Source organism: Glaciecola siphonariae (genome assembly GCF_042652645.1).
GTDB lineage: Bacteria > Pseudomonadota > Gammaproteobacteria > Enterobacterales > Alteromonadaceae > Glaciecola > Glaciecola siphonariae.
The window spans coordinates 642,958-664,072 of record NZ_JBHSGU010000002.1 but is presented as its reverse complement, the minus strand read 5'-3'; the positions used below and the strand labels follow the sequence as shown (position 1 = coordinate 664,072).

Sequence of the window (21,115 nt, the reverse complement as noted above, 5' to 3'; positions counted from 1 at the left end):
AATGCCTGATTATTTATTAAAACAAGCGCATATGCAAAGTGATTATATTTGCTGCGTGTTTAGGGGTTTGCAACGTTTTGCGCTAAAACTCTCTCTCTAACCAAGCTGATTCCCACTCAGATAAGTCAACGGATAAATGGGTGTTTAGGCGCGGATAAAGGAAAAGTCTTCGTCCATTTATATATAAATTATTTTCATCGGCAATAGGCGTATACCAGTTCTCTTCTTCCAAAATATGAACACGCCCATCGCTTTCGGTCGCAATAATTTCCCACGTTCTTACCTTCTGTGGTTCGGAATCTATAGATGTTTCGAGCCACAGCGTGTGCGAATTAACGGCATTTCGCCAGCGCCTATCATTTTGCGCATGAAAGCCTCGTCCTGGGTCACTTTCATCAAGCGGAGAGTTAGCCCTAATCGCAAAAAGTGATGTGTTATCAGGTAGCAAAGCGTAAGCCCTTATGCTGTCTAGTTTTAACTTGTCTCCTTCCCAATGCTCAGGGCTATAACGCCCTGCTAGTGCTGCAACAGCGCTTGGTAACTGTGCCCCTATATCTTGCGCAAAGGTAACGCCTGAGTCATCGAATTTAATCATTTTGCCCGCATATTGTTTATAGAGCTGTTCATCTTCGTATAATGCGAAACGGGTGAGCAGCTCCTTGCCATTTCTCTTGAACGGCGTGATATCCAAGCGGAAATTAGCAAACGTAAAAGAGAGTTTGTTTTGAATAAATGACCATTCAAAATTAAAGTTTGCTTGCTCAAATCTGCTTAGGCCTTGAGATTCAAAAAAACTTACCTGATCAGCGTAAACAAGGTATTCGTTTGCACGATGCGCGATTAAGGTTGGCGATAGTTTCGCTAAGGCTGGCATTACCCATTTACCGAACATAGAATTTATATTATCTCGGGTGATCAAACTCTCCGGTTTTAAATACCAAGTTTCTGCAGTGATAATTTTTTTATTTGCGATGACGTTCGCTAGTTCAGGATAATCAGCGACATATAGTTCATTAAATGCAAGGCTATACTCGATGCTGGTCGATTTAAGAATGTGTGATGTCTTATCATCTATGCGATAGAAATCGAGTTGCGTATCTTCTTGGTTTTCTACAAGCTCAAACGAAATAAATTGCAGAGAGTTTTCCTGAAGGATATTAAATAGTAAAAAAGCTGTGTCGTTACCAAAAATATCGTAAATCTCGCCGAAGATAATATCAGGATTGAGAAAACGCAAAGTCCTCTGCTCTCGCTCTTGATTAATTGTTAAACCTTGTTCATTTGATGTCCAAGTGAAAGTTTCAGGCGCCGCAAGTTCGTTATTAGCGGTGACGGTGCCATTTACTTTAAATTGGTAAATATTAGCAAAATCTGGAAGCAAACCCTCTCTCGACGGTTCTAAAGCAGCGATCCAGTTTGCAGATAGTGTTTCAATACTTGGTGCACTAAAACCGTTAGCATTTTCTAAAATGGCTTGCTGCGCATTATCGATGGCTGGCTCAAACTCAAACAAATCGATACCATTTTCTTTCGCCAGTTGGGATATAAGTGACATTACGGAGTCTTTGTTTGATGTGTTCGATAGCGCGTCCAATACGCCATTTAGCGAAAGAGCAAGTTCATTTTCCTCTACTAGCATCTTTAAAAAGCCTGCTAAATATATAAGTGAGTCAGGATTTATTGTTTTTAAGGTATCTATGAATTGACCTGTAGACAATGAGTTGGCGGTATTTGTGTTGCGAGATACCAATATGTGCGCGGCGCTAGACATAAAACTTAAGTTTAGCTCGGGTAAAGTTTCTGAACTGATTGTGCGATTGGCATCGGAGCCTTGTATAACGTCATCGAAGCTTATTGTTCTGCTAAATAGACTGTAATTTGCGGTCTCAGATTGAGGGTTAACACGGATGCTAAAATCTACTGCCTGATTGAATGCTATATCCATCTCTATCTGGGAACCAGAGATATTTATGTCAATAAGACTTACATTCTCGTTTTCTATACTGACACTACCTACCTGCACGGAACTCTCGAGTACCTGTGTTTTTAGGGTAATAGTTTGCGTCAGCATAATTGAAACTACGGCACTGTTACTAGCCTCCCCATCCGTTATTTGATAAGTAAGAGTATCCTCACCAACCGAGCCCGAATTTGGCGTGTATCTAATTTTTCCGTCTTCTATCACAGCGCTGCCTTTAGTTGGTGCTGAGCTAATGGATGTAATAGAGAGTGGACCGCCATCTGGGTCGGAGTCATTACTTAGGACATCTACAAGAACGCTATTGTCGTCGCTCGTTTCAGCGGCATCATTCATTGCGACTGGTGGTACGTTAGTGACGGTGATGGGGGCTCTATCGGCGTTGTCTGAATCCGAGCCGCCGGAGCAGGCAAATAAGCCAATTGGGCTTAAGAAAGCGAAACAAACTATAAAGGTTAAATTTTTATTCATGGCAGCACAGTCCCTTGCTTATATTGTCAAAGCATACATCGCTTTGATCCATAATTGCACGTAATTTTCTAGTTACCCAACTTTGAAGTTCAATGGCCTCAATGGCGCGCGAAAAACTGCGCTCGGGCTCAAATTTATTTGACCATTTAAGGCGGGTTGCCACATATTTGACATAAAAAACGGAGTATTCGTGGACGTACTAGAGGAATATGGTGCCCGGGGCCGGACTTGAACCGGCACACCATTACTGGCGAGGGATTTTAAATCCCTTGTGTCTACCAATTTCACCACCCGGGCACTGATTTTGCGGTATGGAGGCGGAACCCGGAGTCGAACCGAGATCCACGGATTTGCAATCCGCTGCATAGCCATTCTGCCATTCCGCCGCACTTTGCTTTACGTATGCTACTTGTTGGAAAAGCAAATCATTTCAGAACCATCTTTATAAAAGAATTGGAGCGGGAAACGAGATTCGAACTCGCGACCCCGACCTTGGCAAGGTCGTGCTCTACCAACTGAGCTATTCCCGCTCTGAAATGTGCGGTGCATTCTACCTGCAAAACATATTGTGTCAACTACAAATCGAAGGATAGCGCACTGTTTAGCTAATTTTTAAACACTTCGCACAAATGCCCATCAATGTGAGCTAAATTCATACAGCTAGCTATAAATACAGCTAATTTACTGTGCCTTTCAAAGCCTTATAACCAGACACGGCATAAATAAACATAGACCACAGCGAGAGTACAGCAGCAAACCAAAGTAAAATATACCCAAGGGTAACCCAATAAATTGGAAAGCCCATAAAGTATTCGAGGCCCGACAATAAGCCAATCAGCGCAAGCATCTGCGCCATGGTTTTCGCTTTACCCATAAAACTAACTTTCACTGCATCTGAGGCGCCTTGCTGGCTCATCCATTCGCGCAATGCTGAAACAAAAATTTCGCGCATCAACAAAACAATCGCAGGTACGGTAATCCATAGAGTGGCATAAGTGTGCGTAATCATGAGCAATGCGGCGGCCACAATTAATTTGTCGGCAACAGGGTCTAAAAATGCGCCAAAAGCGCTCGATTGCTTGAGCTTGCGTGCTAAATATCCATCGAACCAATCGGTGATGGCTGCCAACCAAAAAATAAAGGCGCCCGCTTCATGAGCCCATTTCCAATCCAAGAAATAAACCGTAACAAAGATGGGTATCAACATCACTCGGATGATTGTGATGATATTCGGAACAGTCCACATGATTAACTACTATGTATTTATCTAATTTTAATGCCGTGATAATACCAGAATCGAAGGTCAAGCGTGTAAATAATCATATATAGTATCGGCTAAGTCATCACTTGTACCAGACACTTTCGCAATTTCTTCTCGATTCCAGTTCATATTTAAATCTTACCTTTATCGCAAAATTGAGATTGCCTTAAGCTAAGCTTATGGGCACAAATGCAGTGGTAAAATGCGAAGCGCCGCTGCGTTACTGTCTCGGTGAACGGAGTGAAGGTGTTCAGCGCCTTTTTAGCCATCCTTTACATCCACTATAGAAAAAAGATGACTTGCAATATTAAAGCCCTCCCTTAGATAAAATTTGTGAGCGGGAAAACACTGTGCGCCTGAATCAAGGTGAATTTGTAATTGAGTTGAGCATATGCCGAAACCGGAATAACTTTGGCATCCCTTTCGTTTCTTTGGATACTCTCATGAATGTATTAAGAATCATCCTTGATGCTGTTCGATGTATAACACTTACCATAACCGGTTTGTGGCGCTCTTCCACAAATCCGGTTCATGGTTTTGTTATCTCAGTTTGCCAGCTAATATCGACCTTGCGATGCTGTTGGACGCAGTCTTTGAGATATAAATTTATCAGACTTTGATACGGAACACCGGTTTCATCAGACATCCCTTTAAAATAGCCAATTATGTCTTCGCTTAGTCTTATCGTAACTGACTTTTTGAGCTTATTTGCATAAGGGTTTTTGCGAGATTCAAGTTTTGTAAGGTCATATTCGGCTTTCATAAATCACCATAAAGTTTTGATTCGGATTTTGTAGCCTTCCTTGCTGAGATTATACGAATGACTTCTCCATCTTTTCTTTCACAATGACAAATCAGAAGGAGTTTTGAAGAATTACTCATTCCTAATAGAAGAAAACGGTCTTCGTCTAATATTGAATTTGTTTTATCAAAAAACTGCAAAGCTCTCTCGTCAAAAAATGCAGTCTTAGCTTCCTTGAACGAGATTCCATGTTTTACTTGATTGGAAGCTGCTTTAGCTTCATTCCACTCGAATTTAATCATACATACAGTGTATGTACAAAAAAGCTTTTCGTCAAATTGAGAGATAACACCCCGCATAACGGGCAGGTTTATGTGTGGACGTTTTGAGCGAAGCGAAGGCCGCACTTAAAGTTGTCCCAGCGACCGACGGGAGTGCGTTTATGCTTTGTTAGGTTGCTTATTCACTTACAACCACCAATTCTTTTGTATTGAACGATTTTAAGTTACCAGAAAAGACGGTATCACCAAGATAATAGAATTCGCACCTAGGTAATTCAAGCGTCGTAAATGCCCAACGTTCGTTTCCCTTCTGCATGTATGTTCCATGAGTTTGAAACCCCTGATGAGAAATAGTGAGGGCGCCAAACTTGTCAGAGATAGTTGAGGACTGATTTAAATCAGAGGCGACATAAGCAGCTATAGATCCTTCATCTCCGAAACATTTAAATGACACTCCCGAAAGTGGAGACTTATTGATATCTAAAAATTCGAACGAATATTGTCTCGCCGGTGCGCCGCCATGCCACATGACTTCAACAGCTTCATCTGTAGGTCCGGATGAGCAACCCACTATTGAGAAAATTAAAACAACCAGTAGAAATCGGTTCATCATCGGCAACCTAACACCTTGCATGAGCGGCCATTTACCGCTCTTGTAAATGGTCCGTCTTAATGTTTTTGTTAGCTTCCCCAGCCTCTAATCTCTCGGCTAACCAGACCTTAATGATTGATTGGCGCGTAACACCAATTCTTGAAGCCTCCCTGTCCAGAGATTTGACCATCCAGCTAGGAAAATCTACATTTACACGTTTCAGCGGTTGATTGGGTCGACGCAAAGTAGATAAATCTAAGTCATCTATAATGTCGTCGTTATTGTCGTCAAACTTCTTGTCGAATTCACTAGCTTTCATAAAGCGCCACCTCTGCCTTTCTTGAGCGTCGCACTGAAATAATGCGTATCACTTCATTACGATACGTTATCACTGCGGTCCAAAATTTGTCATCAATAAGACCAACAATGATATATCTCGGTTCCTCAACAAACTGCACCTTCACTTCAATGTGATAATCGTCCATCCATATCTTTTGAGCATCCTCAAAATCGATACCGTGCTTTGATAAGTTGGATATACTTTTCTGTTCATCATATTCAAAACTTTTCATAGGTATAGAAATTATACCTATTTAGACAGAACAGCAAGATAAATTTGAAGGGAAGCTAACGCCAAACTAAGCGGCGCACGGTTTGTTGAGTAATTTGCAACAATGTAGCGAAGCGTAATGCAAATTACTCAACAAATTGTGTGTCCGAGGGAGCGACAGTGACCGCCATGAGTGTTTTGTTAGGTGCAAATTAGCTCAGCCGTTGTTGAATTATCATTACTCATACTCTTAAGCTCGATTAGAAAATTATCGAGCAAACCAGGTTCAGTCGACAGATACATTTTTGCCTCACTCGCTACTTCCAGCCCTTTAAAATCGAAAAATTCAGACTGCTGAGTGGTTGATATGAACAAATTCCCGGGCTTAGGGAAATGAAGTCTTGCGTGAAAAGCACCATTCGCATATTCACGACCAAAAGTACCTAATTCAATATCTCGTATACCACCATAATAATTGCTTTTAAAAGAATCTATATCTTTAAACATGGTTGCTAAGTGATCATTGCCGATATAAACACTATTTGAAAAGAAGGAACGGCCATTACTAACTGTAATTCTTAATTCAGTAATGTCTTCGTCACTCCATATTTTTTCAAACTTGATTGAAGGCTGCATACTCTCCCTTTGCACCAAAAACTTATTATCGAGAATTTTAAATAAATACCGAAGTTCAGTTTCATATTTTAAATCCTCATTTCTTGGTTATCACTGTTTTACTTGGTATTTATGAAGTTATCAAGCGCGATACTTGCACAAAACACACGTTTTTAGCACGCCAGTTTTTAGCGAGCCTCTTGATAAATTAATGTTTTGGGATAAATCTCACTTTTTCAGATAGTTAGCAAAGTGAGCGAACAACTTTTATAAAGACATCGGATGTCACTTAGCAAGAACATGTTTCTAAACATACATAGGGAGGTAGTGTGTCTGCATTTTTAAATCAAATTGTGCTCTTTATGCGCATCAAACGATAAAGCATTAAAGCAGAGAAGTTTCACATTAAGTGGATAAAAAGTTAAATTCGGGTTTACTCTATCAATACTGGTCAACATTGCGAGAAGAACATGTTGAAGCTTATTAGACCCGAGATCGGCTAAAATGTTATACGAATATTATGGCAAACCTTTAGACTCGTAAGGTCAAGCGTGTAAATAATCATATATTGTATCGGCTAAGTCATCGCTTATACCCGGCACTTTCGCAATTTCTTCTCGACTCGCTTTTTTGAGCCCCTGAATGCCGCCAGTATATTTTAGTAGGGCTTGTCTGCGCTTAGCCCCTACTCCAGGAATTTCTTGCAACACCGATTGATTTTTTGCTTTTTGGCGACGTGCCCGATGCCCGGTAATAGCAAAGCGGTGCGACTCATCGCGAATATGCTGCACCAAGTGCAAGCCAGGTGCATCGGGTTGCACCGGAATGGTTTCATGCGAATCGGCAAGGATGAGAGTCTCAAGGCCGGGCTTTCGAGTGGTGCCTTTTGCTACGCCCACAATTAAGGGCTTATATTCAGCCGGCCACTTTGCAAAATGCTTTTCAGCCTGCGAGAGTTGCCCTTTCCCGCCGTCGATTAACAGTACATCAGGCAGTTTTGCATCGTCTGCAATTTTTTTGTATCGGCGTTTCAAGGCTTGCGCCATTGCCGCGTAATCGTCCCCTGGGGTAATGCCGTCGATATTAAAGGTGCGATAATCACTTTTTAATGGTCCGTTTCGGTCAAACACCACGCATGAAGCAACCGTTTGTTGACCGGATGTATGCGATATATCGAAACACTCCATTCGCTTTATGGGCGAATCTACACTTAATAGCTGCTCTAGGTCTTTGAAGCGAGCAAACATCGACTTTTGCTGGTTTTGCTGCGTTTCAAGCGCATTTTCTGCATTGGTGTTGGCGAGTTTTAAATACTTTCGTTTTTCGTCTCTTACCCCTTCATAAAAGGCAACTTTACGGTTTGCCTCAAGCGATAGCACATTTTCAACCTCAGGCATTTCGTTAAACTTAAATGGCACTACAATTTGTTTCGGGATGAGCTTGTTTCCCGCCAAATAAAATTGCAGCAAAAATGACTCAAAAATTTCTTCTGCGCTTGCGCCTTTGGGTATTTTTGGAAAAAACGATTTGCTTCCCAGTAATTGATTGTCTCGTATAAACATGCCGTATACGCAGGCCATGCCGTGTTTGAACGAAAAGCCAAACACATCCATTTCTTGTTGCGAGCCACTAATAAGCTGCTGCTCTTGCACTTTTCTAAGCGCGCTTATTTGGTCGCGATACTTCGCAGCGGCCTCAAAATTTAAATTAACGCTGGCAGCCTCCATTTTAGTCACGAGACTTTGAATAACCTCTGAGTTTTTACCTCGTAAAAACAAAACCGCCAACCTCACCTGCTCCGCATACTCCTCATCAGATACAAAACCCTCTACACAGGGTGCACTGCATCGTTCGAGCTGATATTGCAGGCAGGGGCGCGTGCGATTGCGATAATAACTGTCGTCACACTGACGAACTGGGAACAAGCGCTGCATAGAACGCAGGCTCTCACGCACCGACCAAGCGCTTGGATACGGACCAAAGTATTCGCCCTTGGCTTTTTTAGCACCGCGGTGAATACCTAATTTAGGATGCTTATGTTCAGACAAAAATATGAATGGATACGATTTATCGTCTCGCAACACCACGTTATACCGAGGCCGATATTTTTTGATGTAGTTGTTTTCGAGTAAGAACGCTTCAGTTTCACTGCTAACGAGCGTCACGTCGATGTGTGCAATGTGAGAAACGAGCGTTTGCGTTTTTGTGCTGTCTACATTGGTCCGAAAGTAGCTAGTTAAACGCTTTTTTAAGTTTTTGGCTTTTCCTACGTATATTACGTCTTTTGCCGCATTGTACATGCGATAAACGCCCGGTGCACCCGACACATTTTTTAAAAACTGCTTGGCATCAAAGCCCGTTTCTCGCTCTGACATAATGCCTTAATGAGTAGAAGTTTGAATGAGATCGTGGCGCAGAGCTAAATGAGTTAGTTCAACATCCGAATCAATACCTAGCTTGTCGAAGGTTCTATACCGATAGGTATTCACGGTTTTAGCGCTTAAGCTCAGCGAACGGGCAATTTCGGTCACTTTGACACCGCGGGTTATCATGAGCGTTATTTCTAACTCTCTCTCGGTAAGGGCCTCAAAAGGATTGCTTTGATTAAGGTCTAATGCGCCAATTGCTATTTTTTGAGCTATCTCAGGCGAGATGTACTTTTGACCAGATGCAACTTTATAGATAGCATTTATCATCTCGCTGTGTTCGGCATCTTTGGTTAAAAAACCATAAGCACCTGCCTGCATAATTTTAGCGGGTATCGGGTTTTCTTTGTGCATCGACAAACAAATCACGCGCGTGCTGTCGCAAACACGCATTACCTTTTTGGTAGCCTCTAAGCCACCAATGCCTGGCATGCCCACATCCATTAATACAATGTCGGGTGTGTGCTTTCTGCAGTAGGCAACGGCATCTTCACCGCAGCCCACTTGTGCTACCACTGAGAAATCTTTTACGTCGTTAAGAATTCGGCTTATCCCTGTCCTTACTAGCTCATGGTCATCCACTACTAATATTTTGATCACGTAGTAATTCAGCCTAATTGTTATTATAAAAATATGCTAAAGCTATTACTTTAGGTGCATTAGTATCATACAAAGCCAGTAATTTGGGAACCGTTTTTTTACTGCTCACTTCCAATAAGTGTTGAGGCATACGCAAGGCTTTGTCTATGCGCCTGTATTGCATTGAGTGTATGTGGGCTAGTTGCTTCTACCGCTTGCTCTAACACAAAGTGCATGGGTCTATGTTCTGCTCGCAGGCGTTGTAGTATTGATGCATAATCGATATCCCCCTGTGAGAAGGTTTCAGACCAAGTCCCTCGAAATGACTGGCGTAAATGCACAGAGACCACTCTTGCGGCATACATATCAACGATATCCATTAGTGCAAGTGAAGAATTACCGACTCCGCGATAAATCCACTGAGCATCAAGGCAAAGTTTAACTTTATCAGCAGACGAGGCGCGCATCATATGATGAAACTCCCTCGCGCCATGTCGCATTTCAGCATCGTGATTATGATAGGCGAGAACAATACCTTTTTGTTTAAGCGCACCGCCGAGTTCATTTAACGCAGCTACCTGAGTTGCTAGTTCATCATCGCTTTTATCTTTTGGAGTATCCCATGAAATTGGCGCAGGATTAGTAGTGATTATCTTTACGCCATAGGGTTGTATTGCGTCGGCAACAGCTAAAATATTATCGAGTTGCTCAGGTACCTTGCGTGCGTCATGTAAAATTGAGTTAACGTAAACAGAATAGCTGTTTATTTGTTTGCTTTTTAACGCCGCTAGAAGGTGAGAGGCTTGTTTTGGTGTTTCCAGCATGGGTTCAAAATCAAGGCAACCACTGTCAACGACCATTTGCAAAGAGCGCGTTAAGCTGTTGTCCCAGCTTGCACCATCGCGCGCCATTAGCGTCATCCAGGGGTATTGCTGACATGCGATGCGGGTGGTCGCAAGTCTTTGTGTCTCACTGTTAGCGAAGCTGCGCACATGTGCTGGCAGCATTGCGAGTGATACAACAGATGCACCCTGCATCAAAAATTTACGGCGTGAAGGCTGGTGATGCTTTGTCATCGTGTGGTCTTATCTTGGCGGTCTTTATGGTCGACGCTGGCTTCGATATCTTGCAGTTTTGTGGGGGCAAAATATTCAAGCACCATTTTATGCTCTTCTGCGGCCATGGCTTTCATTTTAAAGTAGCCATCTCGGCGCTCGGGGGTTAAATTAAACTCGCCCCACTGCGGTAAATCTGGAATTGCCCAATCGACAGCCTGAAGCTTTGCCGCATCTCCCGCAAGGCTCAGTTCTGCTTGAAGCCTAGCTCTTAATTTGCCCACGGTATGCTGATAAGCCGCTTGATTCGCTAAATTGTGCATCTCAAGTGGGTCTGTTGCTAGGTCGAACAGTTGCGTGTGCTTTTTGCCTTTTACTTGATATTCAATAAGCTTCAAACTCCCCTGCTTGATTGCTCGCTGATAGCTCTTGTACGCGTAAATACTGGCGGTGTTGTCACTTTCATTAAGCGGCAAGCTTTTGCTCTCATGAGGAAGTTTCGGCATGCTAGCGCTAATTTGCGCCACCTTACTCTGAGTAACTGAATCAGGAATATCAAATCCCGCCAAATCAGAAATACTGGCGAATAGGTTTGACAGATAAAGCGGTGAGTCGATGGTAAGGCCTTGCTCGATACCCGGTCCTGCAATCAATAATGGAACACGCAAACTGTGGTCGTATAAAGACTGTTTTCCAAGCAGTCCGTGCTGGCCCATGGCGATGCCGTTATCTGAAGTAAAAATTATGTATGTGTTGTCCATTAAGCCTTTGCGCTCAAGCACCTTTATAATGTCACCAATTCGCTTATCTATGTGGGTAATCATTGCATAGTAAGCCTTTAAATGGGCCTTTACGTCGGTTTGAGTTCTCGGTGTTGGACTTAGCCATTCATCTCTTACGTCTAGCTCACCATTGTCGAAGGGATGTTCTGGCAGCAAATTAACAATGTCGGGTATGTCTGTATCAGCATATTGTGAGTAATATTGTTGGCTCACTTGCTTAGGATCATGCGGCGCTTGAAAAGCTACAAAAGCGAAAAAGGGCTGCGAGCTGTCATAGTGTTCAATAAAGTTAAGCGCCGCGTCTGCATAAATATCGGTAGAATGCTCAACGCCTTGTATGGTGGGCTCACAGTCGTACTTACCGCTCGCATCAAAACCATGCAAAGGAACCTGATATTGGTCGCTCATACCGCCAAAAAATATGCTTTGTGCGCTGGTAAAGCTGCGAGCAAATGCGCTTTTGCCGTTGTGCCATTTTCCGGTATGAAAAGTGTGATAGCCATGTTGTTTAAACCATTGCGGCAGCGTAATTTGCCATGCTGGAATATCTTCACCCGTTTGACTTATCTCAAATAAATTACGCCCTGTCATGAGCATTGCTCTACTAGGCGCACACACCGCTGCGCTCATTGCTCCCATAATGTGCGCGTTGGTAAATACAAGCGACTGCTGACTAAGCGCATCTAAGGTAGGCGTTAACACCGCTTCTTGTTGGGCATAGCCTACGGCAGTATGACGCTGATCGTCTGTTAGAATGAAAACAAAATTAGGCTTTCGGGCTGCTGCAATATCAGCTTTGTTTGGCTGAGTCGCGGCGTGAACAAAAGACGTATTCGCAGCGCACATTAGCAGAAGCGCTTTTAAAAGCCCCAATGATAAGCAGCCTACAGTTTTTATGTTACGCGGCTTAGTAAAGGTGCTCAGCCGAGCGTTACACATCGCAGATATCAATAGCGTTTTTCAATGACATTGCTTTGCCCTGTGCAGTGTCGGGAGTAGGAATAAACTCTTGGGCCAAGTATCCTTTAAACCCAGTTTTCACAATCGCTTTGGCGATGGCTGGGTAAAATAACTCTTGAGTATCATCTATTTCGTTTCGTCCAGGCACACCCGCTGTATGATAGTGACCAAAATACTGGTGATTGTTGGTAATGGTGCGAATAATATCGCCCTCTTCAATCTGCATGTGGTAAATATCATAGAGTAATTTGAAGTTTGGCGAGTCGATGGCTTTGCAAAGCTCTATGCCCCACGCCGAGTTGTCTGCCATATAATCGGGATGGTCGATTTTGCTGTTAAACAGCTCTAGCTGTAAAATCACGCCGCGTTTTTCAGCATGGGGAACAACGCGCCGTAAGCCCGCTATAGCATTTTCAAGACCCACATCAGGACTCATGCCGCGAGCATTTCCGCTGAAGCAAACAAGGTTTTTATAACCTGCCTCAGCAACTAAGTCGATGTGACGCAAATAGCGTTTCTCAAGGTCGTCGTGATGTTCGGGGTGAATAAAGCCATCTTCTAGATTTGGCTCTGCGCCATTGCACATAGAAGAGTCAATGCCGTATTTTTTCAAAGTGGGCCAGTCTTTTGGGCCAACTAAGTCGATGGCAGAAAAACCCAATGATTTAACCAAGATACAAAGTTCTTCAATCGATAAATGTCCGTAGGTCCAACTACTGACTGCATGGTTAATATTACCTTTTAGCTTCTTAGCACTTGCCGGCTTTAGCTCACTCGCAGCGCCGACCATGCCAGATGCTGCCACCGCGCTGGTAACAGCAAGCCCTTTTAACCAATTACGACGATGTTTATCCATTGTTCACTCACCTTTTATTACGGTAATGCATGTTAAATGTTTGTAAAAGAGTGTAAGTAAATAGAAAGGCCGGTACAACAAAGCAATACAAATTTGGACTGGAAAAAAGAAAGATAGTAATGGAGAAAAAACAAAGCACAAAAAAACCCGCACGAGGCGGGCTTTCATTGTTTGGCGGAGAGTGAGGGATTCGAACCCCCGGAACGTTTAACCGTTCGTCTGATTTCAAGTCAGGACGATAACATATAAAAAACATGGCTTTGTATACACATTGAGTAATACGTGTATAGTTTTAAAGCCTTTATTTACGTAAGTAAGCCATGTGTATATTACACAACAAAATAGGTGAATTATGAGCGCAATACACGATTATATAAAACGCAAGGAACAGGCCGAGATTGAGATTAATGACGCAATATATGCTGTTATAAAAAAATATAATGATTTAATCATCTCAAGGATTGAGATAGAAAAATTTGAAACAACTAGCATTCGCTCATATGTTCAACAGTTCAATTATCAAGTAAAGATTCGGACTGAGGTTTAATTTATGAATATGGAAGATTTAGCAAGAAAGAACGCGCTTGAGCATGCGTTCTCTATTCATGAAATGAAGCACCTTTCGCCAATTGAACGCGCCACTCGGATCGCTAGTCTTATTATAGAATCGGAGATAGCAATAGCAGAAATTAAATGGAGCGCATACACCTCTGCCGATACAATACCCCGCCATTATCCATAACAGCGGAGCGAGAGCGACACTATTTATATTGCCCGTTGGTAATAAAGGCTTTCGCCGCTGCGCCACTGTCGCTAAATGACGCTCTAACTTTTAGGCTGTTTGAAAGTTTAAATTCGACAAGATCATTTTCTGTATAACTCTTGAAGGTGCGCCAACTTTCACCGGTAGTGTGAATTTGCAAATCTATAGTGGCGCCATTAGGCTCCAGAAATATAGTTTCAGGCCGAGTTTGAACTAGCGTTGCAAATTCTTCTAAATGACTTAGTTCTTTCATTGTATTTTCCTATGTTAATTAACTTCGAGGTAATCGCGTACTGATACGCCCTTAAATTGAATGTCTACTGGCGGGGCTTGTCGTTTAAGCTTAATAGTAGGGTAAAAAGCAGGGATAAAAACTTTTTCAAATTTACCTGTAAATCCGTTCTCAGCTACACCGCTGATTGTGTCAGATACAGAAAAAGAGCCGCCGTTATTTTCTATGATAGTAACTTCAAACTTATAGGACGAATTCATATCAGGCATTCCGTTAGGAACTTCTACTAAAGAAATGTCACTGTCAGGTGTTTTTATACGATAAGTACCTTTAATTGGTACGTCTTTTTCTGTTTCTAAACCTTGAGAAACAACATTATCTTCATCCCAATAGTTAGTCGTACCTAACCAATTTCCATCACTGTCTTGCGTATACTCTTGCGAGTCAGCTAATGTGATGTTGTTGAATGTGCCGATTGGGGTTAATGCGGGGATTTCTTTGATGCTCACATTAGTTACCAAAGCCGCAGTGTTCGGCTCTGTGTCGGCAATGTTTTCGTCTATAAAAACAAGCAATTCAGTCTGATTAGCGCGGATAATTTCAGTTTTTGTTTCTATCGTACCTACGTTGTGGAACTTAAAACGCAAGTCTTGAGTACTTGGTTTCGAGCCAGTAAAGAAAACACGATTACCTGTTTGTCGCAAATCCACGGTGGCTGTAATTAAGTAAGTTTTACCCGCTTCTAACACACCGTCATACGCAACTCTAGGGTAATTTTCTGTACCATCAGCACTAATAGAAATAGAGTTAGCCGTGCCTGAGATAGCCAAAGAAGTACTTTGACTAGTCGAAGAAAAAAAGTTGGTAGGCACAGTAGTCAATACCGCACTCTTATTCTCAACCAACCCTAAGTTTTCGTACTGCTTATCAATCGGCATATCGAGTACGAGCATGCCTGTGTTTCTATCGCCGCCTTTCCAGATTTTAAGGTCAGCTATGATGCCCTTGAATGGAAAAAACGTTGCTTGCCTAATACCTACCCGATTAAGAATTAAAGAGCCGAACGAACCGCTTGCACCAGAAGTATCATTAATAAAAACCTCAATGTTTCCGTTTGTTTTGACTGCTTTAATTTTAGTCAGTTTATTAGGTAATATCTCAGGTGAACTCGTAACTAACGTACTGCCTGTAGTATCTCGCGAATGAACATCACCGTTAGCAATAAATATACAATTATTAGTTCCACCAGAATTACCAAGCACCATTTGTGCATCTATTACATTCGGTGTGTAAATCAGAACTTCTATCTCAAAATCCCCATCAAGCTCTATAGGACTAGACAGCGTAATGTGTGACTGTGCATTCTGGTTGAACGAGGTAAAGTATCTACGTACAGCTTGTGCTACTGCCGACACCGACCCACCGATAGCATTTTGTATGACACTGCTTATCGCAGGGCGTAAGACTGAACTGATTGCACCGCCTACCGTCGCTGTTAGACCGCTAGACGTAGGTGTTGACGGTGTATCGGGAACCTCAACAGGACTATAAACCCACTGGCTGTTGTCAGTGGGAAAATTAACAAGCGTACCGTCATTGCCGCCTATCTCGTCCTCTAGTATTAAACCTGTGCCGTTTGATAGTGTAGGGTTGTATCTATTCTGAATCGCGCCTTGGTTGTAGTTTACAAGCTTGTAAAATTTGCCAGTGTAGCCGAAGCTGACATTAAAAATACGATTTAACTTTAAAGAGCTTAAATCTGCAAAAGTAACATCTTGGCTCATTTGTAATTCGGTAGAACTAACACTTAAAACAGTAGAAGATTTTTTTTCTAATCGTATAGTGATAAGAATATCGTCGGCTGACACTGAGTTATTTATGGTGTTAGCAGTGCCGTTCGCTCTAACTAAAAGTCTACTGCTATTATTGGCAGGAAACGAAACAACAAAACTATTTGTATCCACCCCTGTTAAAAGGATGTCTGCATCTGCATTAGGTTGTATTGTCAACTCTAGGTAATCGCCAACATCAGTAAGTATGTCAACGCCATTTGAAATTGAAATATACTGATTATTTGATGTTGCTTCTAAATACCAAGCATCCTGATAATCCACATACGTAGGCTCATTTACTAACGTAGCATGTTGACCGCCAACACTATCGAATAACAGCGTGTCAGTGTTGCGTGAGTCGTTAGCATCGTAAACGTGTTGATTGTTTATGTTGATATGTTTGAGGTCACTGGCAAAAAATCTATCACTGATATTGAATCCGCGACCAAAATCAGCCTTACCTACAGGAAATTCAAGACCTCTTAAATCTTCTGGTCTATCAAATGTTTCACTCGTCGCAAAAACACCATCTACAGTAAGGCTCATTACGCCTGTGTCTAAGTTAAATTCTAACCTAGCGGAACACAGTTTACCTGCTTGAATGCTAGGTAGATTAAAGCTGTTCATGTTTACGTTTTCGTCTACAGGCGAAGTAGAACGCGCACTAAAACTTATATACCCTTTATCGCCTGCAAAATCATAGTTAGAAGATATACGCAAAGTGTTTAGATTTAAGTAAAGCATCGACTCGTAACGTTTCTGCAAATCAGACGGTACAAACGAAAACTCAACAAACCAAACACCAGACGTAGGCATAGTGTAAGCAGGGAAATCTATGCGGTCGTCTACTCCGTCAAAGCGAATAAACTCTTTAACGCTCATTACAGCACCACACCGTAGCTATCATCTACAAACACACCGTCAACACTGCGACTAGGCGTAGGGCATTGTGCGTTATACACGCCACTTTCTTCGACTAGTGCAAACCCTGCGCGACGCTCGTAAATGCCGTTAATCTTGAAATACACTTGTGGTCTATGCTCTTCAAAGCCTGCGTTCTTGGTTGTGTCTACGGTAATATTAGCAATGCCGTCGAACACGCCAATCTGTTTTAAACGTGTCTCGTCACCTAGCGCAATGCGTATGTCATGCAATGTGACACTAGGAAAGGCGGGCACTGTTGGGTTAGCTAACTTAATAATCACTGGTTTTAATGCGCCTAACGCGGTACCTAAATCACCACCTGTAGAAATCATTTGGTCAAGTGCGGCAATCTGTCGCTGACCTGTTGCGCTTGACTGAATAAAGTTAAAATCTTGCGAGTCGAGAAATGCGGCAATCAAATTCTGAAATGGATTAGTGCTATCTTCTGCCATAGCTTTGAACGCAACGTACAGACCCGCACTAGCCAATAGACTGTTCATCGTATCGCGGTGAATTAACTTACCGTTAGTGACCGTTTCAGCCTTCGCTAACGCTAATAGCTGTGCGTGTGTGCCTGTTTTGCTTTTTACAAATTTACTTAAACTCATAGTGCTCTTCATCCGTCTCAATTGATATATCACAATGATTTTTCTGCCCTATCGCTAGGTAGAACAAACCGTCTATTACCTTCGCCATTGCGTAAGCTGTTTTACTTCCCTTGCGAGCCATGTAGCCGACCTTACTCGATATGGTTACGTCGGGGTTGCCTGCATGAATAGCGTTCACTAACTGGTCTTGAGCTATCCATAATCCATATCGATACCTGCGCATTTTCTTGTAACGAATAGCAAGCAGCGTCACGGGTAATTGCAGCGGTGACATAAAGACAATAAAAAGCGCCCAAATGAGCGCCACAGATAAAAGTAAAAGCTTTGCCTTAAACCAACTCAACATGTTTCCACCACCGTTAACCTACGCTTAAATATCAGGTCACGCTGACCGTTAGCGCGGACAGCTATCAACTGATGCTGCCGAAGTCCTGCAAAGTCCATGGCGGTGTCTGATATTTGAATAACAAAGTCTGTACCCTGCTTTACAATCCCATTACCAAGCGTTAGCTCTACATCCTTATTTCCTAATCGGTCATAGATGCAGTATTCAGCGCCAACATAGATTGAAAGGTCTACATATTCGCCGTTTTTATCCAATACGCCGCTAGCAAAGGCGTTATCTACATTCTGATAAAACAAGTCCATCTCTCCATTTGTTGATGCTGCAACATTAAATTCTTGCTGGGGTTGAGAGGGAGTGACCACAGCACTCACCAAAACAGCTCGCTCAACTGGCGTACCGTTTTCAGTACCATCATTCGGTGTAGCTGTGATGGTCACGCTTTGATTACCGCTAGATACAGTCGGCATCGTCGCTGTAAACGTGCCATTAGTAATCGCAGATAGCACAACGCCGCTAGACGCAGACAGCGCAACTGATACCGCATCACCGTCAATGTCATTAGTCGTAACCGTAAAGGTGAGCACCTGACCGCTTGTTGCAGTTGTGGGGCCTGATAGGTTAACAGTGGGCTGCGTGTTCTCACCTTGCTGTGCTATTACGACATCGTGAATAGGCATAACATGTGAAAGCGTAAGGCGTGAATCAGCGCCAAGCCATTCGGTAGAATCCATGATATTGATTAGCGGCAATGATGAACTTCTGCTCGTACTACCAAAGCGAATCTTTGCACCCGCTTCAACGGTGCGACCAGTATCAACAATTATGTTAGAGCCGGAAAAAGATACTCCAGAAACACCAAACTCTGTACCCGTTGCGTTTACATAATAAACACCGAGTGAAGGGTCGGTCACATCATCGTATTTTCTCAGTGGCAAAGTCTGCACGTTGCACGAAACCGTTACTACTTGAGATTGGTTCGCTATATCTGATACTGCTGCACTCGTGGTAAGCGGTTGCCAGTTGCTATCAATAATCGCTTGTGCGTGCATTTCAGAAAGCACGGCATATCCAAGCGGCGATAAATGAACACCGTCCGGCGGGGTGTCTAATTTGTCATTGTAGTATTGATTTAAAGGCCATCGAGGACCCGCAAAAATAAAGTTGTCCTTATTGGCTAAATCATAATGCGCTTGCTGTATATCGCGGTAGCTTGTCGCTCTGCCTACCTGTGTATAAATCATCGTAACAGAAAGTGAAGCGTTATTAAGCACTGTCCGTGCATCCGACACGACATCATCAAATAACGTCAACGCTTGTTGCTTATAATTAGATAATGACGTTTCGCCCGATGTATCTTTTTCGCCGTGGGTAAAGAAGAAATACAACTCTTCTATATTCGAACCAGTAGGCAAAACACCGTCCGCGCTAGATAATTCACCAGTAGACCCTAGAAAATCATCATAGCTATCTGTACCCTTGCTTAACTCTAAAAGGCTAGAGCTAGATTTGGCGGTATTGGCATAGACAAATTGTTTTGTCGTTGCATCAGTGAGCATGGTCAACTCTGCATGACCCGCTCCGGCTAAATCTATTCGCGGCGCATACTTTGCCATCTGTGGCGGGTTAACACCGGAATAAGCAAAACTATCAGGAACGGTTGAAAACACTCGCCTTTCATTGTTCGCACCGTTTAAGAAATTTTTGCCGAGCGATTGACCGTAGCCCCAAATAAAGGTCACGTTGCCCGATAATCCCAATGGTGCCGAGCGATACTTCGCGGCATCGTCTGGTATTCTAATTCGCACATCGTCAGGAAAGCCGCTGGGGTCTGATTCCCACACACCATTTGTCAGCGTAAATTCATATCGCGTTGGTGCAGTGGCAAACGTTAAGTTGCCCGAACCAACAGAAGGGCTTGCAGTTGTGCCGCTCGACTCAGTAAATTCATATGCTAATACCTCGACATTACTGGCATTCGAGTAAGCAAGCCTGCGTACAAAATAAACACCAGTACCAAGATTGTTGACTGAAATGCCTGTGCTGCCAATTGATTTAGTACCAAGCGAGTTACCGTTCATTGTGACGGTAATATCAGTTGGATCTGTTCCGGCGGTTAACTCAAGCGTATTAAAACAACCATGTGAATAGAATTGCGCAGCAGGGAAAAAAGTACTATTTCCGCCAACCACAAAGCGCACGGCGGCATCTGTCCTATCACCTTTATTGATTTGAATTGACGTGTTTGTGCCCGATAGTAATTCTAAGAATGAATCAGTATGCGTGACCATAAACTGAAACGTTAGTTTCTCGCCTGCGGCCAACGTGATATTTAAACCCGCAACACTGCCACCGCGAGGAAAATACCGAGTGCCGCTTGGCTGTTGCGGCGTTTGACCCACTGCACCCTCAAAGGTGTTTGTCGCTCCGAATGAATTATATCCCATTAGCTTGCCACCGTTGCCTGCCTAGCCCCTGCGCACTTTTGATTAGTGGCATCAATAACAAACCAATCCACTTGCGTGCCAACAGGGAAATTTGTGATAGGTAAAGTTAATGTTGCCTGTCCGTTATTAAATGATGCAGTGCTTTGGTATAGAGTGGTTTTATCAGACACCTTCACCGCATACACTTGAAAACTGCCACTTGCAGGCAAGTCATTGTCAATATCAAGAATAAGTGATGAAGTGGTTGCAGGCGGAACGACCGAACTATTTGCGACAAAACCACCCGTTGTAAAACCCTCTAGCGTGCCTGTTTGGTTGCCCTGCCCGTCTTGTACGTTTGTGCCCGACTCGGGTGTAAAATCAAACGTCTTTGAATACCCGTCCGCAGCAGTGATGATTGCTTGACCGCCCTCAAACTTCCCGTCATAGACCAACTCAGTTGACGAGCTAGACCATCCGCCAAACCCTTGCAATATGTAAGTACCTGCAAAAGCGCCCGATGCGCTTACACCGTTTGCGGTTAACGTGGCAGTGTCGTTTGCGGCTCGTTCAAAATCAAAACCGGTGATTAAGTCGCCTTCTTGGATGTTGGGTATAACAACTTCCAACCTTGCCGAACTGTTTCGGGCTACAACTTTACCACCAGTTTCTATAGATATGTTAACGCCTGCCGTACTGCCGCGGCGCATGATGATATAATTGCCGTTTCGATACTCAAAATCAGGTAGTCTAATTCTGAAAGCGCCACTGGTGTTTAATGCACCATTTATTGCAATATAGCCTACGCCGTCAAACTGAAAAGCCATTATTCAATCCTC

General features: G+C 43.0%; 19 protein-coding genes and 3 tRNA genes. All 22 read right to left on the bottom strand.

The features are described from left to right. Positions 1 to 82: 82 nt before the first annotated feature. Positions 83 to 2,449 (bottom strand): Ig-like domain-containing protein, encoded by a 2,367-nt coding sequence (locus ACFO4O_RS04495; protein WP_382406163.1) that lies wholly within the window; start codon positions 2,447 to 2,449, stop codon positions 83 to 85. A gap of 210 nt (positions 2,450 to 2,659) precedes the next feature. After that, positions 2,660 to 2,746, bottom strand: a tRNA-Leu gene (locus tag ACFO4O_RS04490). A gap of 15 nt (positions 2,747 to 2,761) precedes the next feature. Beyond that, positions 2,762 to 2,835 (bottom strand) — tRNA-Cys (locus ACFO4O_RS04485). A gap of 68 nt (positions 2,836 to 2,903) precedes the next feature. Continuing rightward, positions 2,904 to 2,979: transfer RNA gene (locus tag ACFO4O_RS04480), tRNA-Gly, on the bottom strand. A 146-nt stretch (positions 2,980 to 3,125) separates the two neighbouring features. Then, a complete protein-coding gene (pgsA, locus tag ACFO4O_RS04475) occupies positions 3,126 to 3,695 on the bottom strand; it encodes a CDP-diacylglycerol--glycerol-3-phosphate 3-phosphatidyltransferase (RefSeq protein ID WP_382406162.1) in 570 nt (189 codons plus the stop codon). A gap of 544 nt (positions 3,696 to 4,239) precedes the next feature. Further along, complete coding sequence (locus tag ACFO4O_RS04470; protein ID WP_382406161.1) at positions 4,240 to 4,473, bottom strand: BrnA antitoxin family protein; 234 nt, start codon at positions 4,471 to 4,473, stop codon at positions 4,240 to 4,242. Then, complete coding sequence (locus ACFO4O_RS04465) at positions 4,470 to 4,754, bottom strand: BrnT family toxin (protein WP_382406160.1); 285 nt, start codon at positions 4,752 to 4,754, stop codon at positions 4,470 to 4,472. The genes ACFO4O_RS04470 and ACFO4O_RS04465 overlap by 4 nt, the downstream gene beginning before the upstream one ends. Before the next feature lie 157 nt (positions 4,755 to 4,911). Continuing rightward, positions 4,912 to 5,346 carry a hypothetical protein gene (locus tag ACFO4O_RS04460; protein WP_382406159.1) on the bottom strand — a complete coding sequence of 145 codons (435 nt, stop codon included), beginning with the start codon at positions 5,344 to 5,346 and terminating at the stop codon, positions 4,912 to 4,914. 31 nt (positions 5,347 to 5,377) lie between these two features. After that, complete coding sequence (gene brnA, locus ACFO4O_RS04455; protein WP_382406158.1) at positions 5,378 to 5,644, bottom strand: type II toxin-antitoxin system BrnA family antitoxin; 267 nt, start codon at positions 5,642 to 5,644, stop codon at positions 5,378 to 5,380. Continuing rightward, entirely contained in the window at positions 5,634 to 5,897 is a 264-nt protein-coding gene (locus ACFO4O_RS04450; RefSeq protein WP_382406157.1) for a BrnT family toxin, read from the bottom strand. The genes brnA and ACFO4O_RS04450 overlap by 11 nt, the downstream gene beginning before the upstream one ends. Before the next feature lie 179 nt (positions 5,898 to 6,076). Beyond that, the gene (locus ACFO4O_RS04445) at positions 6,077 to 6,511 is read right to left on the bottom strand and encodes a hypothetical protein (RefSeq protein ID WP_382406156.1); all 435 of its coding nucleotides are present in this window, start codon (positions 6,509 to 6,511) and stop codon (positions 6,077 to 6,079) included. Positions 6,512 to 7,035: 524 nt separating this feature from the next. Further along, positions 7,036 to 8,865 (bottom strand): excinuclease ABC subunit UvrC, encoded by a 1,830-nt coding sequence (uvrC, locus tag ACFO4O_RS04440; RefSeq protein WP_382406155.1) that lies wholly within the window; start codon positions 8,863 to 8,865, stop codon positions 7,036 to 7,038. A 6-nt stretch (positions 8,866 to 8,871) separates the two neighbouring features. Then, the gene (gene uvrY / locus ACFO4O_RS04435) at positions 8,872 to 9,516 is read right to left on the bottom strand and encodes a UvrY/SirA/GacA family response regulator transcription factor (protein ID WP_382406154.1); all 645 of its coding nucleotides are present in this window, start codon (positions 9,514 to 9,516) and stop codon (positions 8,872 to 8,874) included. A 98-nt stretch (positions 9,517 to 9,614) separates the two neighbouring features. Further along, positions 9,615 to 10,571: a sugar phosphate isomerase/epimerase family protein gene (locus tag ACFO4O_RS04430; RefSeq protein WP_382406153.1), complete on the bottom strand. Its 957-nt coding sequence runs from the start codon at positions 10,569 to 10,571 to the stop codon at positions 9,615 to 9,617. Further along, the gene (locus ACFO4O_RS04425) at positions 10,568 to 12,205 is read right to left on the bottom strand and encodes a sulfatase-like hydrolase/transferase (protein ID WP_382406152.1); all 1,638 of its coding nucleotides are present in this window, start codon (positions 12,203 to 12,205) and stop codon (positions 10,568 to 10,570) included. The genes ACFO4O_RS04430 and ACFO4O_RS04425 overlap by 4 nt, the downstream gene beginning before the upstream one ends. Before the next feature lie 58 nt (positions 12,206 to 12,263). Beyond that, on the bottom strand, positions 12,264 to 13,148 hold the full coding sequence (locus ACFO4O_RS04420) for a hydroxypyruvate isomerase family protein (RefSeq protein ID WP_382406151.1): 885 nt from the start codon (positions 13,146 to 13,148) through the stop codon (positions 12,264 to 12,266). A gap of 761 nt (positions 13,149 to 13,909) precedes the next feature. Continuing rightward, positions 13,910 to 14,164, bottom strand: a complete 255-nt coding sequence (locus ACFO4O_RS04415) for a hypothetical protein (protein WP_382406150.1) — start codon at positions 14,162 to 14,164, stop codon at positions 13,910 to 13,912. Positions 14,165 to 14,178: 14 nt separating this feature from the next. Then, positions 14,179 to 16,857, bottom strand: a complete 2,679-nt coding sequence (locus tag ACFO4O_RS04410) for a hypothetical protein (RefSeq protein ID WP_382406149.1) — start codon at positions 16,855 to 16,857, stop codon at positions 14,179 to 14,181. After that, entirely contained in the window at positions 16,857 to 17,507 is a 651-nt protein-coding gene (locus ACFO4O_RS04405; RefSeq protein ID WP_382406148.1) for a hypothetical protein, read from the bottom strand. Before ACFO4O_RS04405 ends, ACFO4O_RS04410 begins: the two co-directional genes overlap by 1 nt. Then, positions 17,494 to 17,853 (bottom strand): hypothetical protein, encoded by a 360-nt coding sequence (locus tag ACFO4O_RS04400; RefSeq protein WP_382406147.1) that lies wholly within the window; start codon positions 17,851 to 17,853, stop codon positions 17,494 to 17,496. Before ACFO4O_RS04400 ends, ACFO4O_RS04405 begins: the two co-directional genes overlap by 14 nt. Then, positions 17,847 to 20,297, bottom strand: a complete 2,451-nt coding sequence (locus ACFO4O_RS04395) for a hypothetical protein (RefSeq protein ID WP_382406146.1) — start codon at positions 20,295 to 20,297, stop codon at positions 17,847 to 17,849. The genes ACFO4O_RS04400 and ACFO4O_RS04395 overlap by 7 nt, the downstream gene beginning before the upstream one ends. After that, on the bottom strand, positions 20,297 to 21,103 hold the full coding sequence (locus tag ACFO4O_RS04390; RefSeq protein ID WP_382406145.1) for a hypothetical protein: 807 nt from the start codon (positions 21,101 to 21,103) through the stop codon (positions 20,297 to 20,299). Before ACFO4O_RS04390 ends, ACFO4O_RS04395 begins: the two co-directional genes overlap by 1 nt. Positions 21,104 to 21,115: the final 12 nt, after the last annotated feature.